At 69.9% G+C, this 19,698-nt stretch carries 15 protein-coding genes; 10 read left to right on the plus strand and 5 right to left on the minus strand.

Annotation, left to right across the window (positions count from 1 at the left end; genetic code table 11):
• Positions 1-49: 49 nt before the first annotated feature.
• On the plus strand, positions 50-715 hold the full coding sequence (locus tag G6N53_RS04620) for a GntR family transcriptional regulator (RefSeq protein ID WP_163887437.1): 666 nt from the start codon (positions 50-52) through the stop codon (positions 713-715).
• Between the two features lie 101 nt (positions 716-816).
• Positions 817-1,254, plus strand: a complete 438-nt coding sequence (locus tag G6N53_RS04625) for a MarR family winged helix-turn-helix transcriptional regulator (protein ID WP_163887438.1) — start codon at positions 817-819, stop codon at positions 1,252-1,254.
• A gap of 3 nt (positions 1,255-1,257) precedes the next feature.
• On the opposite strand, the gene ggh is transcribed toward G6N53_RS04625, so the two are convergent.
• On the minus strand, positions 1,258-2,598 hold the full coding sequence (gene ggh / locus G6N53_RS04630; RefSeq protein WP_163895469.1) for a glucosylglycerate hydrolase: 1,341 nt from the start codon (positions 2,596-2,598) through the stop codon (positions 1,258-1,260).
• Positions 2,599-2,652: 54 nt separating this feature from the next.
• Between ggh and G6N53_RS04635 the strand changes: the two genes are divergently transcribed.
• Positions 2,653-3,321: an SDR family oxidoreductase gene (locus G6N53_RS04635; RefSeq protein ID WP_163887439.1), complete on the plus strand. Its 669-nt coding sequence runs from the start codon at positions 2,653-2,655 to the stop codon at positions 3,319-3,321.
• Between the two features lie 9 nt (positions 3,322-3,330).
• Here the strand turns inward: G6N53_RS04635 and leuS are convergent, their stop codons facing one another.
• Positions 3,331-6,201 (minus strand): leucine--tRNA ligase, encoded by a 2,871-nt coding sequence (gene leuS / locus G6N53_RS04640; protein ID WP_205390289.1) that lies wholly within the window; start codon positions 6,199-6,201, stop codon positions 3,331-3,333.
• Between the two features lie 197 nt (positions 6,202-6,398).
• Here leuS and G6N53_RS04645 point away from each other — a divergent pair, with 197 nt between their 5' ends.
• Both G6N53_RS04645 and G6N53_RS04650 read left to right on the plus strand, forming a co-directional pair.
• Positions 6,399-7,361: an LpqN/LpqT family lipoprotein gene (locus tag G6N53_RS04645; protein WP_163887440.1), complete on the plus strand. Its 963-nt coding sequence runs from the start codon at positions 6,399-6,401 to the stop codon at positions 7,359-7,361.
• 69 nt (positions 7,362-7,430) lie between these two features.
• Complete coding sequence (locus G6N53_RS04650; protein WP_163887441.1) at positions 7,431-7,796, plus strand: hypothetical protein; 366 nt, start codon at positions 7,431-7,433, stop codon at positions 7,794-7,796.
• Here the strand turns inward: G6N53_RS04650 and G6N53_RS04655 are convergent.
• Complete coding sequence (locus tag G6N53_RS04655; RefSeq protein ID WP_163887442.1) at positions 7,793-8,407, minus strand: YqgE/AlgH family protein; 615 nt, start codon at positions 8,405-8,407, stop codon at positions 7,793-7,795. The genes G6N53_RS04650 and G6N53_RS04655 overlap by 4 nt on opposite strands.
• A 110-nt stretch (positions 8,408-8,517) precedes the next feature.
• Here G6N53_RS04655 and G6N53_RS04660 point away from each other — a divergent pair, with 110 nt between their 5' ends.
• Positions 8,518-9,786 (plus strand): MFS transporter, encoded by a 1,269-nt coding sequence (locus G6N53_RS04660; protein WP_163887443.1) that lies wholly within the window; start codon positions 8,518-8,520, stop codon positions 9,784-9,786.
• A gap of 25 nt (positions 9,787-9,811) precedes the next feature.
• Entirely contained in the window at positions 9,812-10,588 is a 777-nt protein-coding gene (locus tag G6N53_RS04665) for a TIGR03084 family metal-binding protein (RefSeq protein WP_163887444.1), read from the plus strand.
• Between the two features lie 69 nt (positions 10,589-10,657).
• Here the strand turns inward: G6N53_RS04665 and G6N53_RS04670 are convergent, their stop codons facing one another.
• Together G6N53_RS04670 and G6N53_RS04675 are read right to left on the minus strand one after the other, a co-directional pair.
• A complete protein-coding gene (locus G6N53_RS04670) occupies positions 10,658-11,140 on the minus strand; it encodes a pullulanase (protein ID WP_163887445.1) in 483 nt (160 codons plus the stop codon).
• 6 nt (positions 11,141-11,146) lie between these two features.
• Entirely contained in the window at positions 11,147-12,619 is a 1,473-nt protein-coding gene (locus G6N53_RS04675; RefSeq protein WP_163887446.1) for a CCA tRNA nucleotidyltransferase, read from the minus strand.
• 85 nt (positions 12,620-12,704) lie between these two features.
• On the opposite strand from G6N53_RS04675, the gene G6N53_RS04680 reads away from it, so the two are divergent.
• From G6N53_RS04680 to murJ, 3 genes are read left to right on the plus strand one after another with little or no spacing between them, the layout of a single operon-like run.
• The gene (locus G6N53_RS04680) at positions 12,705-13,490 is read left to right on the plus strand and encodes an NUDIX hydrolase (RefSeq protein ID WP_205390290.1); all 786 of its coding nucleotides are present in this window, start codon (positions 12,705-12,707) and stop codon (positions 13,488-13,490) included.
• Positions 13,487-15,892, plus strand: coding sequence for a DUF6049 family protein (locus tag G6N53_RS04685; RefSeq protein WP_163887448.1), 2,406 nt, complete (start codon positions 13,487-13,489; stop codon positions 15,890-15,892). Before G6N53_RS04680 ends, G6N53_RS04685 begins: the two co-directional genes overlap by 4 nt.
• On the plus strand, positions 15,885-19,607 hold the full coding sequence (gene murJ / locus G6N53_RS04690) for a murein biosynthesis integral membrane protein MurJ (protein ID WP_163887449.1): 3,723 nt from the start codon (positions 15,885-15,887) through the stop codon (positions 19,605-19,607). Before G6N53_RS04685 ends, murJ begins: the two co-directional genes overlap by 8 nt.
• The last annotated feature ends 91 nt before the right edge of the window (positions 19,608-19,698 follow it).

Genomic DNA, 19,698 nt, shown 5'->3' on the forward strand with positions numbered 1-19,698 from the left:
TGCCGAACAGCTCCACCAGGTGAGGCAGCCGTGAGAGACTGGCGCCGCCATGCCCAAGAAGTATGGGGTCAAAGAGAAGGATCTCGTGGTCTCTCACGTGGTCAATCTCGTCCTGACGGGGAAGCTGCGGTCCGGGGATCGGTTGGACCGCAACGAGATCGCGCACGAACTCGGCCTGAGCCGGGTGCCGGTGCAGGAAGCGGTGATCCAGCTCGAGCACGACGGCATTCTGTCGACCCGGTATCACCGTGGCGCCTTCGTCGAGCGGTTCGACGAATCCACGGTCCGCGAGCACCACGAGCTCTACGGGCTGCTGAGCGGGACTGCGTCGGCGCGGGCGGCCGCCGCCACGGACCCGTTGATCGTCGCCGAACTCGACAGTGTGCTGACGCTGATGCGCAACGGCAAGGACTCCCGGCTCTTCGACGCGCAGGCACGGCGGTTCCGCGCGGTCGTCAACGCCGAGTATGCGGGGCCCCGGTTGCAGGCGGCGATCGACTCCTCGCAAACCTTGATCCCGCCTGCCTTCTGGGCCGGCTACCTCGAACACCACGACGCGCTGCTGCCCTCCTACGAAGACGAACTGGCCGCGATCCGCGCGGCCGAGCCGGAATCGGCGCGGGCGGCATGCATGCATCGCGCGGAGGTGATGGCCGGGATCCTGACGTCGGAGCTGGTTCGACGCGGGGTGCTGTGCGCCTCACGAGCGGATTGACCAGAGGTCGCAGTTGCGGCGGAGATTCCCGGCATGTTTCTGCCGCCATAACTGTCGTCCGCGCAACTTGACAGCTTCAGACAGGTTAGACTGGCTGAATTATGGGGACTGAACCGCAGGTCAGCGAGCTGGCAGGGGAACTGCAGCGCGTGCTGTCGAAGGTGCTGTCCGTTCTCCGTCACACCGGCAGGACCTCGACCTCCGGTGACCTCACCCTGGCGCAGCTGTCCATCCTTCTGACGCTGTTGGACCAGGGCCCGATCCGGATGACCGATCTGGCCGCCCATGAGCGGGTCCGCACCCCCACCACCACGGTGGCGATCCGCAGGCTCGAGAAGCTGGGGCTGGTCAAGCGCTCCCGGGACCCGTCCGATCTGCGGGCGGTCCTGGTGGACATCACCCCCGAGGGGCACGCACAGCACCGGGATGCGTTGGCCTCCAGGCAGGCTCATCTCGCAGCGCTGCTCAGCAAGCTCAGCGAAGAGGAGCTCGATGCGCTGGCCAAGGCCCTGGCCCCGCTCGAGCGGATCGCCGAATAGCGCTCAGCCCAACCAGTCCAGCACCGCGGCCGCGGTCCAGGACTGTTGCATGCTGCCCAGTGGTTCTCCGGTGAACGGCTCGTAGTACTCGGCGAAGGTCCCGTCGCTGGCTTGCCGCAGACCCTCGCGACGCAGGCTCGACGAGCGCTCGGCCCAGCCCCTCCTGGCGAAGCACCAGGAGAACAGCCAGGTCATCACCGGCCACACCGGTCCGCGCCAGTACTCGCGCGGCCTGAAGTCGCGCGAGACCGGCGACGTCGACGGGATCAGCGCGTAGGCGAGATCGGGGTGACCGCAGAACCGCGGGCCCTCCAACAGTCGCAGCAACGCCCGTTCCCGGTCGTGGGGCAGGCCCCCGCACAGCAGCGGCGCGAACTGCGCAACCGTCTCGGTGGCGATCCACCGTCCCCCACGAACGTCGTAATCCTTTGCCGCACCGGTGCGTTCGTCGGTGGTCGCGATGACACCGCCGCGGAACCGATCGGCCCACCCGTAGAGGTCCTTGACATCTGCATGCGGCCGCTTGTGGTCCTCACCGATCTCGGCCAGCACCTGACAGGCCACCGACAGGATCGCCGAGACGAACACGTCCTCGACGGCGAAGCTGACCGCCTTGGGCAGCAATTCGTCGTCGTAGCGGGCCGCCTTCATCTCCTCGACGAGCCAGAGGTAGCGGTCGTACTCGACGTCGCTGGGCCGCTGGGTGGCGTCGGTGTTGATCTTGTTGTCCTCGCGCTGGTACTCCGGTACCTCGCCGGGGTTCACGTTGGCGTAGGCGCTGTCCCACCGCGGCGAGTTGTCCATTCCCGACTCCCAGCCGTGGTACACCGTCACCCGGCCGTTGCCGTTCTGGTCCCGGCACTCGGCCAGCCAGCGATGCCACCGCACCAGATCGTCCCAGCGCCGGTCCAGGAACGACTCGGCGACCGCGCGGGTCGAGCGGCCGCGGGTGCGCGCATGGTCGAGGATTCGTTGCACCGCGATGGCGTGCACCGGCGGTTGCGTGATGCCCGAGGTGTGGCGGGTTCGCGGAGCGTCCGTCGACAGCGCCGAACACGCCCACCTCGCCGGGCCCGGGAAGTAGCCGTCCACACCGTTGGCGAACACGATGTGCGGAATCATGCCGTTGCGCCACTGGGCAGACAGCAGCGTGTCGAGTTCGACGACCGCACGTTCCACCGACAGCGGGGCCAGTCCGATCGACACGAAGGCCGCGTCCCAACTCCACATGTGCGGGTAGAGCAAGGGCGCCGCGGTGGTCATCGCACCGAGGTCGTTACCGCGCAGCAGGTACGCAGCGCGGGCCGCCAGTTGCGTCGGGGCGAAGCTCGGATCGGGGGGCATCGCATCCATGATGCGACCTTCGCGCCCGAAATGCAGGGTCGGTAGGGTTCCAGTGTGCCGACCGCCATGATCACCGGGGCCTCCGGAGGACTCGGAGCCGCCCTCGCCGACGCACTGGCCCCGACGCACACGCTGCTGCTCGCGGGCCGGCAGTCATCACGTCTGGACGCCGTCGCCGAGCGTTTCGGCGCCACCACCTGGCCCATCGACCTCGCCGATCCGGATGCCATCGCCGCCGTCGTCGAGCCTTTGGTGGAGCTCGACGTGCTGATACACAACGCCGGCGTGGCCTACCCGGGTCGGGTGGCGGAGTCCTCGATCGACGAGTGGCGGTCCTCCATGGCCGTCAATGTGATTGGCGCGGTTGCTCTCACACTCGAGCTGCTGCCCGCGCTACGCAGCGCGGGCGGGCACGTGGTGTTCATCAACTCCGGATCCGGGATCAAACCGTCTCCGGGTCTGGCGTCGTACTCGGCGAGCAAGTTCGCGTTGCGGGGGTTCGCCGACGCGCTGCGCAATGACGAACCGGCGCTGCGCGTCACGTCGGTGCACCCGGGACGGATCGCGACCGCGATGCAGGAGGATCTGGTCGCCTACGAGGGCCGTGAGTACGACCCCGAACAGTTCCTGAGTCCGCAGACCGTCGCGCAGGTCACCGCCGACGCGATCAACGCGCCGCGCGACGCCCACATCCACGAGGTCATCGTCCGCCCGCGGGGGTGATTCTCGGACTCAGACGACGACGTTGACGAGCCGGCCCGGGACGACGATCACCTTCTTCGGCGTCCGCCCGTCGAGGAACGCGACGACCTTCTCGTCCGCCAGGGCCGCCGCCTGCACCGTGTCGCCGTCCGCGTCGGCCGCGACGGTGACCCGACCGCGCACCTTGCCGTTGACCTGAACCGGGTACTCGACGGTGTCCTCGACCAGGTACTGCTCGTCGGCCACCGGGAACGGCCCGTGGGCCAGCGACGCCTCGTGGCCGAGACGGGACCACAGCTCTTCTGCCAGATGCGGCGCCAGCGGGGCCACCATCAGCACCAGCGGCTCCAACGCCGCCCGCGCCGTCACCGACTGCTTCGTCAGGTGGTTGGTGTACTCGATCAGCTTCGCCGCCGCCGTGTTGTTGCGCAGCGCGGCATAGTCTTCGGCCGCGCCGGCGATCGTGCGGTGCAGCAGCCGCAGCGTGGTGTCGTCCAGCTCGTCATCGCTGGCGACCGTCGCTCCGGTCTGTTCGTCGACGACCAGCCGCCAGACCCGCTGCAGGAACCGGTGCGCGCCGACGACGTCCTTGGTCGCCCACGGCCGCGACGCCTCCAGCGGCCCCATCGACATCTCGTAGACACGCAGTGTGTCGGCGCCGTAGTTGTCGCAGATCTCGTCGGGAGACACCGAGTTCTTCAGGCTCTTCCCGATCTTCCCGAACTCCTGGTTGACCTCGATCTCACCGTCGGGGCCGGGCCAGTAGAAAGTGCCGTCACGCTCGACGACCTCGGCGGCCGGGACGTAGGCGCCGCGGGCGTCGGTGTAGGCGAACGCCTGGATGTAGCCCTGGTTCACCAGCCGCCGGTACGGCTCACGGGAGCTGACGTGGCCCAGGTCGTAGAGCACCTTGTGCCAGAACCGCGAATAGAGCAGATGCAGCACCGCATGCTCGACGCCGCCGACGTACAGGTCGACGCCACCGGGATCCTGCGGGCCGTGCTCAGCCGGCCGAGGGCCCATCCAGTACGCCTCGTTCTCCTTGGCGCACAACTGTTCCTTGTTGAACGGGTCGGTGTAACGCAGCTCGTACCAGGAGCTGCCCGCCCACTGCGGCATCACGTTGGTGTCCCGGGTGTAGGGCTTGAACCCGTCACCGAGATCGAGTTCGACGTTCACCCAGTCGGTGGCCTTCGCCAGCGGCGGCGACGGCTCGCTGTCGGCGTCCTCGGGGTCGAACAACACCGGCGAGTAGTCGGGCACGTCCGGCAGCTCGACGGGCAGCAGTGCCTCCGGCAGTCCGTGGGCGCGGCCGTCGGCGTCATAGACCACCGGGAACGGTTCACCCCAGTACCGTTGCCTGGCGAAAAGCCAGTCACGCAACTTGTATTCGACGCGCTCCCGGCCGCGACCGTCGGCGGTCAGCTTCTCGGTCATCGCGCGCTTGGCGGAGGTCACGTCCATGCCGTCGAGGAAGCCGGAGTTCACCATGACCCCGTCACCGGTGTAGGCCCCCTGCGAGACATCGCCTCCGGTAACCACTTCGACGATGGGCAGGCCGAACTCGGTCGCGAAGTCCCAGTCCCGCTGGTCCCCGCCGGGCACCGCCATGATCGCCCCGGTACCGTAACCGGCCAGCACATAGTCGGCGATGAACACCGGGATCTGTTGCCCGTCGGCGGGATTGGTGGCGTATGCGCCCAGGAACACGCCAGTTTTGGACTTGTTCTCCTGGCGCTCCAGGTCGGACTTGGCCCTGATCGCGCTGCGGTAGGCGGCGACCGCCTCGGCCGGTGTCGTCGCGCCGAAGGTCCAGCGGGGATCCACGTCGGACGGCCAGGCCTCCCCGACCAGGCGGTCCACCAGTTCGTGTTCGGGAGCCAACACCATGTAGGTCGCGCCGAACAGCGTGTCCGGGCGCGTGGTGAACACCTCGATGTCGCCCGCGTCGGGTCCCGAACCTGCGGCGAAGAACACAGTCGCGCCCGTGGAGCGGCCGATCCAGTTCCGCTGCATGGTCTTGACCTTCTCCGGCCAGTCCAGCACGTCCAGGTCTTCGAGCAGCCGGTCGGAGTAGGTGGTGATGCGCATCATCCACTGCCGCAAGCGTTTCCGGAACACCGGAAAATTGCCGCGCTCGCTGCGACCATCCGAGGTCACTTCCTCGTTGGCCAGCACCGTGCCCAGACCCGGGCACCAGTTCACCACCGAATCGGCCAGGTAGACCAACCGGTGTGAGTCGACCACGTCGGCCCGTTCGCCGCTGTCAAGGTCCGACCAACTGCGACCGTCGCCGACGGATCGAGTCCCGGCGTCGAACTCGGCGATCAGTTCGGCGATGGGGCGGGCCCGGCCCGCGGCCGGGTCGAACCAGGCGTTGTAGATCTGCAGGAAGATCCACTGGGTCCACTTGTAATAGTCCACGTCGGTGGTGGAGAAGCTGCGTCGGGAGTCATGGCCGAGCCCGAGGCGCCCGAGCTGGCGCCGGAAGTTGACGATGTTGGCCTCGGTCCGGGTGCGCGGATGCGTGCCGGTCTGGATCGCGTACTGTTCGGCGGGCAGCCCGAAAGCATCGAAACCCAAGGCGTGCAGGACATTACGACCGGTCATCCGGTAGTAGCGGGCGTACACATCAGTGGCGATGTACCCCAGCGGGTGGCCGACGTGCAGCCCCTCCCCCGACGGGTACGGGAACATGTCCTGGACGAACATCTTGTCGGCGGGCACCGGGGCACCGTCTGCGGGTGCCAACGAACCGACAGGATTGGCCACGTCGAAGGTCCCCGACTGCACCCAGCGCTGCTGCCACGCCTGCTCGATCTGGCCCGCCACCTCCGCGGTGTAGCGGTGCTGCGGGATGTCGGCGGCAGCGGCGGGCTGTCCAGTCGGCGTTTCGGTCACGCCACCAGGGTATAAGCCGCCGGATCTCCGATTTCCCGGCCTCGGCTTGGTCTCGGTTCCGTTGCGGATGAGTCAGGGGTTGGTTCCAGGTCGATCCCGGGCCTGGCAGCGACGCCTCCGCCGTGGATACATTCGTCGCCTGACGCGGGACCGACATTCCCGGACGGTCGGGGAGAGGATTCGGAGGACTTCAGTCGATGAGCGAAATCGCCCGCCACTGGCGGGTTCTGGCAGTTGGCATCGGCGCCACGGCAGCCGGCGCGGCCGGCGTGCTGGGCTTTGCGGGTACCACGGCGTCGGCCCAGCCGATCGTCCCGCCGCCGCCGCAGCCCGCCCCGGCCACCGTGACGCAGACCGTCACGGTGGCGCCCAACGCCACGCCACAAGCCGTCGGCCAACCCAGTGTGACGACCGCCACCGGCCCCGCCGCGGTACCTGCCGGCGTCAGCGCCGCAGCGCCCGCCGCGCCCGCACCGCCGACCGTCGCCATCACCCCGGCCACCTCCGGAACCCTCACCGAGTACTTCGCCTCCAAGGGCGTCACGATGGAGCCCCAGTCCAGCCAGGACTTCCGCGCGCTGAACATCGTGCTGCCGATGCCGCGGGGCTGGGAACACATCCCCGACCCGAACGTGCCGGATGCGTTCGCGGTGATCGCCGACCGGGTCGGCGGCAACGGTCTGTACTCGTCCAACGCGCAGGTGGTGGTCTACAAGCTGGTCGGCCAGTTCGACCCCAGAGAGGCCATCAGCCACGGCTTCGTCGACAGCCAGCAGCAACCGGCCTGGCGATCCACCGACGCGTCGTTCGCCGACTTCGGCGGCATGCCGTCGTCGCTGATCGAAGGCACCTACCGCGACAACTCCCTGACGCTGAACACGTCGCGGCGCCATGTGATCGCCCCGTCGGGCCCCGACCACTATCTCGTGTCGCTGGCGGTGACCACCAGCGTCGACCAGGTGCTGCCCGCGGCGGACGCCACCGACGCCATCGTCACCGGCTTCAAGGTCAGCGCGCCGTCGGCGACCCCGCCGGCACCGCCGGCACCACCGGCACCGGGAGCCGCCCCGGCGGTGGCTTCGCCCGGTCTGCCGGCATCCCCAGCTCCCGCAGTCCCGCTGACGGCCCCGCCGTCACAGCCCCTGGGACTGCAGGGATAAGACGACGTCCCCCGGGCGAAGCCTGGCGCCCGGGGGGCGCCCCAATCCGCAGGACGTATTCTGTGGCCCATGTTGGTCGCCGCCGTCCTGAGTCTGGTTGCGGCCGTCGTGACCGCCGCGCAGGGCGTGTGGTCGCTGACGCGCCCACCGCCGGCGGACTACGTCCGGCAGGTGTTGCGCGCCGTGGCGCCGGTCCAGGTGGCGGCGGCAGTCATGCTCGCCGCAGGGGCGGTGGTCGCACTGGCCGCAGCGCCTCCGGTGTCGACGCTCGTGCTGATCGTCTGTGTCGTCGGCGCGGTGGGCACGGTGGCGGCGGGCTGCTGGCAGAGCGCCAAGGCCGTGCTGCGCGAGGAGCAGCGCACGCTGGCGGCTGCCGACGCGTCGAGCTGCGGCGGCGGCGCCTGCGCGACGTGCACGCTGTCCTGCGGGAGTTAGTTCCGGCTGATGTCGATCGGGTGAGTGGCCAGCAGCGACAACGGCATCGGCTGGCGCCGCAGCACCGTGGACCACAGATCGACGCGGGGTTCGACCAACACGTCAGCGGGCAACGCCGACAGCACGATCCAGTCGTCCCGCTCGATTTCGCCTTCGAGCTGGCCGATCGTCCAGCCCGAGTAGCCGGCGAAAATCCGCACCCCCTCGACCATCGGCGCGATCGTGTCGGGTTCGGCGTCGAGGTCGACCATCGCGATGCGGCCTTGCACATGCCGCAGCCCCGGCATCTCGCCGGGGTCGACGCCGACACGCAACGTCGCCAGGCACAGCGCCGCGTCGCGCTTGACCGGACCTCCGATGAACATCGTCTTCGGCTTGGTGGACAGCTTGGCCCACTGCGGCAGGACGTTGAAGACCGCCGTCTCGCTGGGCCGGTTCAGCACCACACCCAGGGTGCCGCCGTCATTGTGTTCGACGACGTAGATGACGCTGCGCCGGAAGGTGGGCTCCAGCAGGTCGGTGTTGGCCAATAGCAGTGTGCCGGCACGCACCCGGTGCGCCGCGGGCGCGACTCCCTCTCTGAAGTCCTCCGGATCCTCTGGGTGAGCCACCCGACCATCATGACACCACCGCTGCTCGATGGTGGCGAACAAGCGCCGCCTGCCCCGATATTTGTACTGTAGGTCGGTCCCGCAGCTCCTCACCCCAGGACGTGAATTCCGTGGCCGACGCCCGTGCACCCGTCGCGCTGTGGCGCACCCTGCGGGCCATGCCCGAGTTCTGGCGGCTGCTGGAACTGCGTGCGGTCAGCCAGTTCGGCGACGGACTGTTCCAGGCCGGGCTGGCCGGTGCGATCCTGTTCAATCCTCAGCGCGCCGCCGACCCGTGGGCGATTGCCGCCGCCTTCGCGGTGCTCTTCCTGCCCTACTCGGTGCTGGGCCCGTTCGCCGGTGCGCTACTGGACCGCTGGGACAGGCGGCTGGTTCTGATCGGCGCCAACAGCGGACGGTTCGTGCTGGTGGTGGGTGTTGCCGGGTTGCTGGCCGCCGGCGTGGGAGATCTACCAATCCTGTTGGGCGCGTTGATCGTCAACGGTTTCACCCGGTTCGTCTCCTCCGGCCTGTCCGCCGCACTCCCGCACGTGGTGCCCCGCGCACAGGTGGTGGCGATGAACTCGGTGGCCACGGCCACCGGGGCCGCGGCAGCGTTCTTCGGCGCCAACGCCATGCTGCTGGCCCGCTGGCTGTTCGGGGCCGACGACTCCGGTGCTGCCACAATCATTTTCATCGTCACGGCACCGGTGGCGCTGGCGCTGTGGCTGGCGGTGCGGTTTCCGCCGCGGTCGCTTGGGCCCGACGACACCGCAGGCGCCGTGCGCGGGTCCGTCGCCTATGCCGTCGCCACCGGCTGGGCCCACGGCGCCCGGACCGCGGTCGCCGTGCCCACCGTCGCAGCCACGCTCGCAGGACTGTCGGCACACCGGATGGTGTTCGGCATCAACACGCTTCTGGTGCTGGTCATGGTGCGCCACAGCGACACCGCGGCGGTCGCCGGCCTGGGCACAGCGGTGCTCTTCGTCGCCGCCACCGGCTCGGGGTCATTCCTGGCCACCGTGGTGACGCCCGCGGCGGTTAAGAGATGGGGCCGGTATGCGGCCCCGAACGCGGCGTTGTCGTTCGCCGCTGTGGTCCAGCTCTTCGGCGCGAGCCTGGCGCTGCCCGTGATGGTCGTCTGCGGGTTCTTCCTGGGCGCCGCCGGCCAGCTGGTCAAGCTGTGCGCCGACGCCGCGATGCAGGTCGACGTCGACGACACGATGCGCGGGCACGTCTTCACGGTTCAGGACGCGCTGTTCTGGATCGCCTTCATCACCGCGCTCGCCGCAGCGGCTGCGGTCATCCCGCCGGACGGTCACGCCCCCGCACTCGCGGTCGCCGGCACCGGTATCTACCTCGTCGGGCTGACCGTGCACGCAACTGTCGGGAGGCGATGAGCGCTCGCGCCGATAGGGTGCTGGCATGGCCGGAGCAGCCCCCGTGGTCGACGATCTGCGCGCCGAGAGCGATGACCTGGACGCATTGGTCGGCGAGCTGCCGTCGGCGCAGTGGGCCACCGCCACCCCCGCGCCGGGGTGGACCATCGCCCACCAGATCGCGCACCTGCTGTGGACCGACCGGGTCGCGTTGACCGCGGTCACCGACGAGCCCGGCTTCGCCGAGGTGCTCGAGCAGGCAGCAGGCAATCCCACCGGTTTCGTCGACGCCGGCGCCGAGGAACTCGCCGCGCTGACTCCCGATCGACTGCTCGACGACTGGCGGGCGACCCGGGCCGCGCTGCACGACGAACTGCTGACGGTGGCCGACGGCCGCAAGCTGCCCTGGTTCGGGCCGCCGATGAGCGCGGCGTCGATGGCCACCGCGCGGTTGATGGAGACGTGGGCCCACGGCCTGGACGTCGCCGACGCACTGGGCGTGACCCGCACCCCGACCGCCCGGCTGCGCTCCATCGCCCACATCGGGGTCCGAACCCGCGACTACGCGTTCGTGGTTCACGGGCAGACGCCGCCGGGTGAACCGTTCCACGTGAAACTGAACGCACCCGACGGGTCGGTGTGGACGTGGGGACCGGACGACGCCGCCCAGCGGGTCAGCGGCTCCGCCGAACACTTCTGCATGCTCGTCACGCAGCGCCGGGCGCGAGCGGCACTGGACGTCGTCGCGGTCGGCCCCGACGCCGAGCACTGGCTCACCATCGCGCAGGCGTTCGCCGGGCCTCCCGGCCCCGGCCGTGGCTGACCCCGACCGCGAGCGCGACGTTTTGTACGTCCGATGCGGCGCGGCGACGCACAAACACGCGCGCTCGCGCTAGAGGGTCGCGGCGCTGTCGGCTCGGCCGTCGCCGTCGCTGTCAACCAGCCGGACATCCCAGCGCCCGTCGCCGTCGGTGTCCACCCACGCCGTCCCGGCCCCCAGGGCCCGGTCCGCCAGACCGTTGCCGTCCCTGTCGACAAGATGCTCCGCAGCCGTCCCGTCACCGTCGAGATCAACCGGCACCGCCGGACCCGCACCCGGATGTTCGGTGCCGTCGAGCCCGAACCAGCGCAACCCGCCACCGCGATCCGCGCTGACCGCCCAGGTGCCCGTCCCGTCGTCGCTGAAGAAACCCTCCGGCAGCCCGTCGTCGTCGCCGTCGAGCAGCACGTGGTCGGCCATCCCGTTCCCGTCGAGGTCCAACAGCGTGTCGTCGGTGAGTCCGTCACCGTCGACGTCGACGCCCGCGACCTGCGGACCACCGTCGACCGTCCAGATGGTGGCCGACCCGTCGGGTTCCCCCAGGCAGTACTCCATACCTGTTCAGACGCGCGGTGTGCCGTTCTCGTTCCACCACTTGAGCAGTTCCTCGACGGCCTCATCATGGCTGAGCGGCCCGCGGTCGAGCCTGAGCTCCTTGAGGTGGCTCCACGCGCGCCCGACCTGCGGACCGGCCGGGATGCCGAGGATCCGCATGATCTCGTTTCCGTCGAGGTCCGGACGGACGCGCGCGAGATCCTCCTTGGCGGCGATCTCGTCGATGCGGTGCTCGAGGTCGTCGTAGTTGGCCTGCAACCGCGCCGCCCGGCGCTTGTTGCGGGTGGTGCAGTCGGCACGGACAAGCTTGTGCAGCCGAGTCAACAGCGGGCCGGCGTCGGTGACGTAGCGACGCACCGCCGAGTCGGTCCACCTGCCGTCGCCGTAGCCGTGGAACCGCAGGTGTAGGTAGACCAGCTGTGACACGTCGTCGACCATCTGCTTGGAGTACTTCAGCGCCCGCATCCGCTTGCGGGTCATCTTCGCCCCGACCACCTCGTGGTGATGGAAGCTCACCCCGCCGTCGGGCTCGTGCCTGCGCGTCGCGGGCTTGCCGATGTCGTGCAGCAGCGCCGCCCAGCGCAACACCAGGTCCGGCCCGTCGCCGCCCTCCAGGTCGATCGCCTGGCGCAGCACCGTCAGCGAATGCTGGTAGACGTCCTTGTGCTGGTGGTGTTCGTCGATCGCCATCCGCATCGCCCCCACCTCGGGCAGCACCACCTCACCGAGACCGGTCTGCACCATCAGATCGATCCCCGCGACCGGATCGGCGCCCAGCAGCAGCTTGTCCAGTTCGGCGGCGACGCGTTCCGCGGTGATCCGGCCCAGCGCCGGCGCCAGCTCCTCGAGCGCACGGCGCACCCGGGGCGCGACCGTGAAGCCGAGCTGGGAGACGAACCTGGCCGCGCGCAGCATCCGTAGCGGATCGTCGCCGAAAGACACCTCCGGCGCGGCCGGAGTGTCCAGCACCCCGGCCCGAAGAGCCGCCAGGCCGCCGAGCGGGTCGAGGAACTCCGCGGGCCCGGCCGGGGTGATCCGCACCGCCATCGCGTTGACGGTGAAGTCCCGGCGCACCAGGTCCTCGTCGAGGCTGTCCCCGAAGCGGACCTCGGGATTGCGAGAGACCTGGTCATACGAGTCGGCGCGGAAGGTGGTCAGTTCCAGCCGTTCCTGATGTCCCGGGGAGCCCTTGCCGACACCGATCGTGCCGAACTCGATGCCGGTATCCCACAGCGCGTCCGCCCAACCGCGAAGGAACCGCTGCATCTGCTCGGGGCGTGCGTCGGTGGTCAGGTCGAGATCGGTGCCCAGCCGACCGAGCAGCGCGTCGCGCACACTGCCACCGACCAGATACAGCTGGTAGCCGTTGTCGGCGAACAACTGGCCGAGCGAGCGCAGCACCTCGCTGTGCCGGTTCAGCGACACCTGCGCAGCGGCCAGCAGTTCGGCTGCGTCTTGCTCGGAGGTGGGGTCAGGCACGTCCGAAGACCCTACTGGTCACAGCCGTGTCACCGACCGGCGAGTGCGGCGAGTGCTGCTGTTCATGCCAGCTACTATCGCTTGGGTGTCGGACGGCGAGCAGCCCAAACCCCGACGGCGCCGCGGCCGGCGCCGCGGCCGACGCGCGGCAGGCCCTCCCGAGGCCGCCGGTGACCAGTCCGGTACTCACCGTAAACATCTTCCGCCGCACGGCTCGGGTGACCAATCCGCTGCGACCCCCAAACCCCAGAGATCGCGTCCCCGGCGCCCCCCGGAACGGCTCCGCACCGTGCACGAGACGTCGGCCGGGGGCCTGGTCATCGACGGTATCGACGGCCCGAAAGACAGCCAGGTCGCGGCACTGATCGGCCGTCTCGACCGGCGCGGACGGATGTTGTGGTCGCTGCCCAAGGGTCACATCGAGATGGGCGAGACCGCCGAACAGACCGCGATCCGCGAGGTCGCCGAGGAGACGGGGATCCAGGGCAGCGTGCTCGCAGCGCTGGGCTCCATCGACTATTGGTTCGTCACCGAGGGCAGGCGCGTGCACAAGACCGTGCACCATTACCTGATGCGGTTTCTCGGCGGTGAGCTCTCCGACGAGGACATCGAGGTCAGCGAGGTGGCCTGGGTGCCGCTCAAGGAGCTGCCGTCCAGGCTGGCATACGCCGACGAACGGCGCCTCGCCGAGGTCGCCGACGACCTGATCGACAAGCTGCACAGCGACGGGCCCGAAGCCCTGCCACCGCTGCCCCGGACCGCCCCGCGGCGGCGTGGTCAGACCCACTCACACACGCGCAGACACCGAACCGACCCTACCGCTCAACCACAGCCCGGCCGGCGGACGAACGGCTGCGGACCCGGGCCGTGACCGGCCCGCACGTACGGCTACTCGTCGTTGTCGTCGCGCTGCTGCTGGCCGTCGCGCCCGGCGCCGCTCCCTACGTCGCCGGCGCCCAGCCGGGATCCACCCAGTTCCTGCAGGTGCAGATCGACAGCGTCACCCCTGACCTCGTCACCACCACCAGCGAGCCACTGGTTACGGTCACCGGCGAAGTCCGCAACGTCGGCGATCGCCCGGTCCGCGATGTCGTGGTGCGGCTCGAGCGTGCCGCGGCCACTGCGACCTCGAGCGAACTGCGCACTGACCTCGCCGGCAACGTCGACCAGTACCAACCGGTCGCGGACTTCATCACCGTGGCACCGGAAATGGCTCGTGGACAAGCGGTTCCGTTCCGACTCGCCTACCCGCTGCGCTCCTCCGACCAGCCGTCGCTGGACATCGAGGAACCCGGCGTCTACCCGGTGATGATCAACGTCAACGGCACCCCCGACTACGGGGCGCCGGCCAGGCTGGACGACTCGCGCTTCCTGATGCCCGTGCTCGGCGTGCCGCCGCTCGACGGTGCGGAATCCACCGCCAGCGAGGCGCTCGACTCCGCCGTGCCTCCGGACACCACCCGACCCGTCGGGCTGACGATGTTCTGGCCACTGGCCGACCGCCCCCGACTGGCCGCAGGCGCCCCCGGCGGCACCACCCCGGTCCGGCTGATCGACGACGTCCTCGCGACGTCGCTCGCCCCCGGTGGGCGCCTGGACACGATGCTCTCCGCCGTCGACTTCGCGACCGGCCCCGAGGTCGACGCCGGCGGTGAACTCACCCGCGCCCTGTGTCTGGCCATCGACCCCGACCTGCTCGTCACCGTCAACGCCATGACCAACGGCTACGTCGTCAACGATTCCGCCGACGCAGGCCCCGGCACCCCGACCCACCCCGGCGCCGGCCAGCAGGCCGCCGTCGACTGGCTCAACAGGCTCAAGGCGCTGGCCCAGCGGATGTGCGTGGTACCGACCACCTATGCGCAGGCAGACCTCGACGCGCTGCGCCGCGTCGCCGACCCGGGCCTGTCGGCGATCGCCACCAACGCCGGCGACATCGTCGACCAGATCCTCGGCATCACCTCCGTCCGCGGCGTCAGCCTCGTCGGCGACGGGCCCTTGACCAGCCCCGCCGCCCAGCTGCTGTCCGACCAGGGGCCGACCGTGGCCATCGGCGCAGCCGACCTCGCCGCACCGGGCGACTCCGCCGACGCCGCACCCGAGTCCGCCGACACCACGCCGGTGCGCTACACCCCCAACGTCGTCGCAGCGCCGTTCGACCCGGCGGTGGGAGCCGCGTTGGCCGGCGCGGGCACCGCCCCGGAGTCGCCGTCCTACCTGGAACCGTCCCTCGATCTGGCCCTCAAACAGGACTCGGAGGTCGCGCGGCGCCAGGACGCGCTCGGGTCGCTGCTGTGGCGCAGCCTGAACCCCGACATCGAGCCCCGCACCGAGATCGTGATGCCGCCGCTGATGTGGAACCTGACACCACAGGATGCGCAGGCGATGCTGACCACGGTGGCCACCGGCATCCGGGCCGGGCTGGCCGTACCCCGGCCCGTCCCGGCGATGATCAGCGAGGCCCGCGCAGCGGCCCGCCCCGAGCCGCTGCCGGAGGGACCACTGGGCAACCCGCGGGGACGGTTCGACGACGGCGTGGTGTCGGGCATCGCAACGGTGACCGCGCGGCTCTGGGGTCTGACCGCCGCACTGACCACCGACGAGCGCACCGGGCTGACCGGCGGTCGGTACACCGCCCCACTACGTGAGGATCTGCTTCGCGCACTGAGCCTTTCGGTGCCGCCCGACGCCCGCAACGGGCTCGCTCAACAGCGCCTCACGACGGTGGGGCGCACGGTGGAGAACCTGTTCAACGCCGTGTCCATCGTCAACCCGGGCGGCTCGTACACGCTGGCGACCGAACGCAGTCCACTGCCGCTGGCGCTGCGCAACGACCTGCCGGTGCCGATCCGGGTCCAGCTCGACATCGACGCTCCCCCCGGCATGACCGTCACCGACATGGGAGAGATCGTGCTGCCGCCCGGCTTCCTGCCGCTCAAGGTGCCGATCGAGGTGCACTTCACCCAGCGGGTTGCCGTCGACGTCACGCTGCGCACCGCGGACGGTCTGCCACTGGGTGAGCCGGTGCGGTTGTCGGTGCACTCCAACGCGTACGGCCAGGTGCTGTTCTTCATCACGCTGTCGGCGGGCGCGGTGCTGATACTCCTGGCGGGCCGACGGCTGTGGCACCGGTTCCGCGGCCAGCCCGACCGAGCCGATCTGGACCGTCCCGACCCGATCGAGGTGGCACTGTCCTACGGCGACGAGGAGGCCGTCACCGACAAGCCCCCGACGCAGCGGACTGATCCGGTGACCCGCGGTGGACATGACTGACCGCGGCCGGCGGGGCGGCCCGGCGTCCGCCGTGCCACCCCTGCCGGTACCTCGACAACCCACCCCGCGCGCCGAACTCTCCGACTCGGCGGTGGTGTCCCGGTCATGGGGGATGGCGGTGGCCACGCTGGTGAGCCGGCTGACCGGGTTCGCCCGGATCGTGCTGCTCGCCGCAATCCTCGGCGCCGCGCTGTCCAGCGCGTTCACCGTCGCCAATCAGTTGCCCAACATGATCGCCGCGCTGGTGCTCGAGGCGACGTTCACGGCGATCTTCGTGCCGGTGCTGGCCCGCGCGGAACGTGACGACCCCGACGGCGGGCGGGATTTCGTCCGAAGGCTGCTCACGCTGGCCACCGCGCTGCTGCTGGCGGTCACCGTAGTCTCCACGCTGGCGGCACCGCTGCTGGTCAACCTGATGCTGGGTTCCGAGCCGCTGGTGAACCGTCCGCTGACCACCGCCTTCGCTTTCCTGTTGCTGCCGCAGATCATCTTCTACGGGCTGTCGTCGGTGTTCATGGCAATCCTGAACACCCGCAACATCTTCGGGCCGCCTGCGTGGGCGCCGGTGGTGAACAACGTCGTGGCGATCATCACCCTCGGGCTCTATGTGCTGGTCCCGGGCGAACTCTCGATCGACCCCGTCGAGATGGGCAACGCCAAGCTGCTGGTGCTTGGCGTCGGCACCACCCTCGGCGTGGTCGCCCAGGCAGCGGTGCTGTTCGTCGCGCTGCGCCGGGAGCGGGTGAGCATGCGCCCGCTGTGGGGGATCGACGCACGGCTGAAGAAGTTCGGGATGATGGCGCTGGCGATGGTGCTCTATGTGCTCATCAGCCAGGTCGGAATGATCGTCGGCAACCAGATCGCCAGTGCCGCAGCCGCGTCCGGGCCCGCCATCTACAACTACACGTGGCTGGTGCTGATGTTGCCGTTCGGCGTCATCGGCGTCACCGTCCTGACCGTTGTGATGCCGCGGCTGTCCCGCAACGCCGCCGCCGCCGACGGCCCCGCCGTGCTGGCCGACCTGTCGCTGGCCACCCGGCTGACGATGGTGACGCTGATCCCGATCGTGGCGATCATGACGGTCGGTGGCCCGGCGATCGGCACCGCGTTGTTCGCCTACGGCAACTTCGGCGAGGTCGACGCCGGCTACCTCGGGATGGCGATCACCCTCTCGGCGTTCACCCTCATCCCGTATGCCCTGGTGCTGCTGCAGCTGCGGGTGTTCTACGCGCGCCAGGAACCTTGGACGCCGATCGTGCTGATCGTGGTCATCACCACGGTCAAGATCGCCGCATCGCTGGCCGCCCCCTATGTCGCCGAAGACCCTGAGCTCGTCGCGGGCTATCTGGGCATGGCCAACGGACTGGGCTTCCTGGCCGGCGCGGTCGTCGGCTATCTGCTGCTGCGCGCCCGGCTCGACCCGCCCGGCGGACGGCTTATCGGCCTGGACGTGGTCCGCACCATCCTGGTGACCATCGCGGCGTCGCTGGCCGCGGGCCTGACCGCCCACGTCATCGACCAACTCGTCGGACTCGAGGAGCTGACCAGCAACTGGGGTGGTGCCGGCTCGCTGCTCCGATTGGCGGCTCTCGGCCTGGTGATGGTGCCGATCATCGTCGCCGTGCTGCTGGCCGCCGGCGTGCCCGAGGCCAAGGCCGCCGTCGCCGCGGTTCAGCGGCGCCTGCAGCGCCGACACCCGGTAGCCGCGACGCCACCGAACCCCTCCGACCGGCCACGTCCCACCCTTGGCCTCACGTACCCTGATCACAGGGATTCGTCCCCGTCACACCGGCCGCAGCCTTCCACGCCGGCGCGGCGGGGAACATCGGCCGAGGTTGCCGACGATGGGAGGGGGAAAGGAACTGCCGTGAGCGACAAATCCACTGGCGGTTCTTCTCCGGACTCCGAATCCGCGGCCACCACCCGCTTCGAACGCCCGTCGGGGCCCGATTCGCCGGCTCAGCCGGCCGGATCCGATTCGCCGGCTCGGCCGTCGGCTGACGACTTCCACCCCGACGTCCCCGAGACCCCCGCACCGTCCGAACGAGCCACCATCCAGACGCCGCGACCCGACTCGGCGGCTCGGCCGCTCAAGTCCGACTCGGCGGCTCGGCCACTCAAGTCCGACTCGGCGGCTCGGCCGCCGTCCGAATACGGGGGCGACCCCTCCCGCGAACCGCTCGCCTTCGATCCGCCCCGCGAACCGGCTCTCGAGACGGCCGTCGCCGCCGAGGACGCGCACCTGATCCCGGGAGCGCTGATCGCCAAGGGCCGCTACCGGCTCCTGGTCTTCCACGGCGGACCACCCCACCTGCAGTTCTGGCAGGCCCTCGACACCGCGCTGGACCGGCAGGTGGCCCTGACGTTCGTGGCCCCGGACTCCGAACTGCCCGAACGGCAGGTCAGGGAGATCCTGGACCGGACCCAGCGACTCAGCCGCATCGACATGCCCGGCGTCGCCCGCGTACTCGATGTCGTGACCAGAGGTTCCGGCGGACTGGTGGTCTCGGAATGGATCCGGGGCGGTTCCCTGGCCGAGGTCGCCGACACCACCCCCTCACCGATCGGCGGGGCCCGCGCCATCCAGTCGCTGGCGGCGGCCGCCGAAGCCGCCCACCGAAGCGGGGTGGCGCTGTCGGTGGACCACCCCAGCCGGATCCGCGTCAGCATCGAAGGGGACGTGGCGCTCGCGTTCCCCGCGACATTGCCCGACGCCACGCCCGACGACGACATCCGCGGGATCGGCGCGGCGTTGTACGCACTGCTCGTCGATCGGTGGCCGCTACCCGAATCCGGGGAACCCAGCGGCCTGTCCCCCGCCGACCTGGACGCCGCGGGTCAGCCCGTCGAACCCCGATCCGTCGACCGCGACATCCCGTTCCAGATCTCGGCCGCCGCGTCGCACGCCATCCAGGAAGGCGGCGGCATCCGCAGCGCGCCCACCCTGCTGAACCTGCTGCAGCAGGCGACTGCCATCGCCGACCGCACCGACCACATCGCACCCGTCGAGGAGGTCGCTCCCGACACCGGCAACGGCCGCTGGCTGGGTGCTGCCGCAGATCCCGAGGCCGAAGCGCGCCGGCGCAAGGGACTCATCGTCGGGCTGACGGTCGCGGCGGTGGTCGTCGTCGTCGCGGTGGTACTGCTCGCGTCGGTGCTCGGCCGGATCTTCGGCGACGTCGGCGGCGGTCTCGGCGGCGACGAACTCGGCCTCAACGCACCTTCCTCCTCCGAGGAAGCCGACACCGGCACAAGCGGTAGCGGCTCGGTCATCGATCCCGTTCGCGCAACGGTCTTCTCACCTGAAGGCGAGGCCGACGCACCGGAGCTGGCCGACCTGGCCATCGACGGCGACCCCACGACCGTCTGGCCCACCGACACCTACTCCGACGCGGTGCCGTTCCCCAACTTCAAGAACGGCGTCGGGTTGATGTTGCAGCTGCCAGAACCCGTCACCCTCGGGTCGGTCAGGATCAATCTCAACAGCACCGGTACCGAGGTGCAGATCCGGTCGTCGTCGACCGCCACGCCGTCGACGTTGGCCGATACCACCGCCCTCACCGAACCCACCACGATGCGGCCCGGTTCCAACACCATCGAGATCGACGACGCGTCACCGACGTCGAACGTCCTGGTCTGGATCTCCACGCTGGGCTCCGTCGGCGGCGAAAGCCGCTCCGACATCGCCGAGATCACCCTCGAAGCCGCGTCCTGAGGCGTCATCCCCAGACGTTCCCGCACGTTCTCCCACGTCCGACTGCCCGCCCGAAACTGGTGTCCGACACCCCCCGCGGCGCCGCTTAGTG

This window comes from Mycolicibacterium hippocampi, assembly GCF_010723735.1.
In the GTDB taxonomy this organism is placed as follows: domain Bacteria; phylum Actinomycetota; class Actinomycetes; order Mycobacteriales; family Mycobacteriaceae; genus Mycobacterium; species Mycobacterium hippocampi.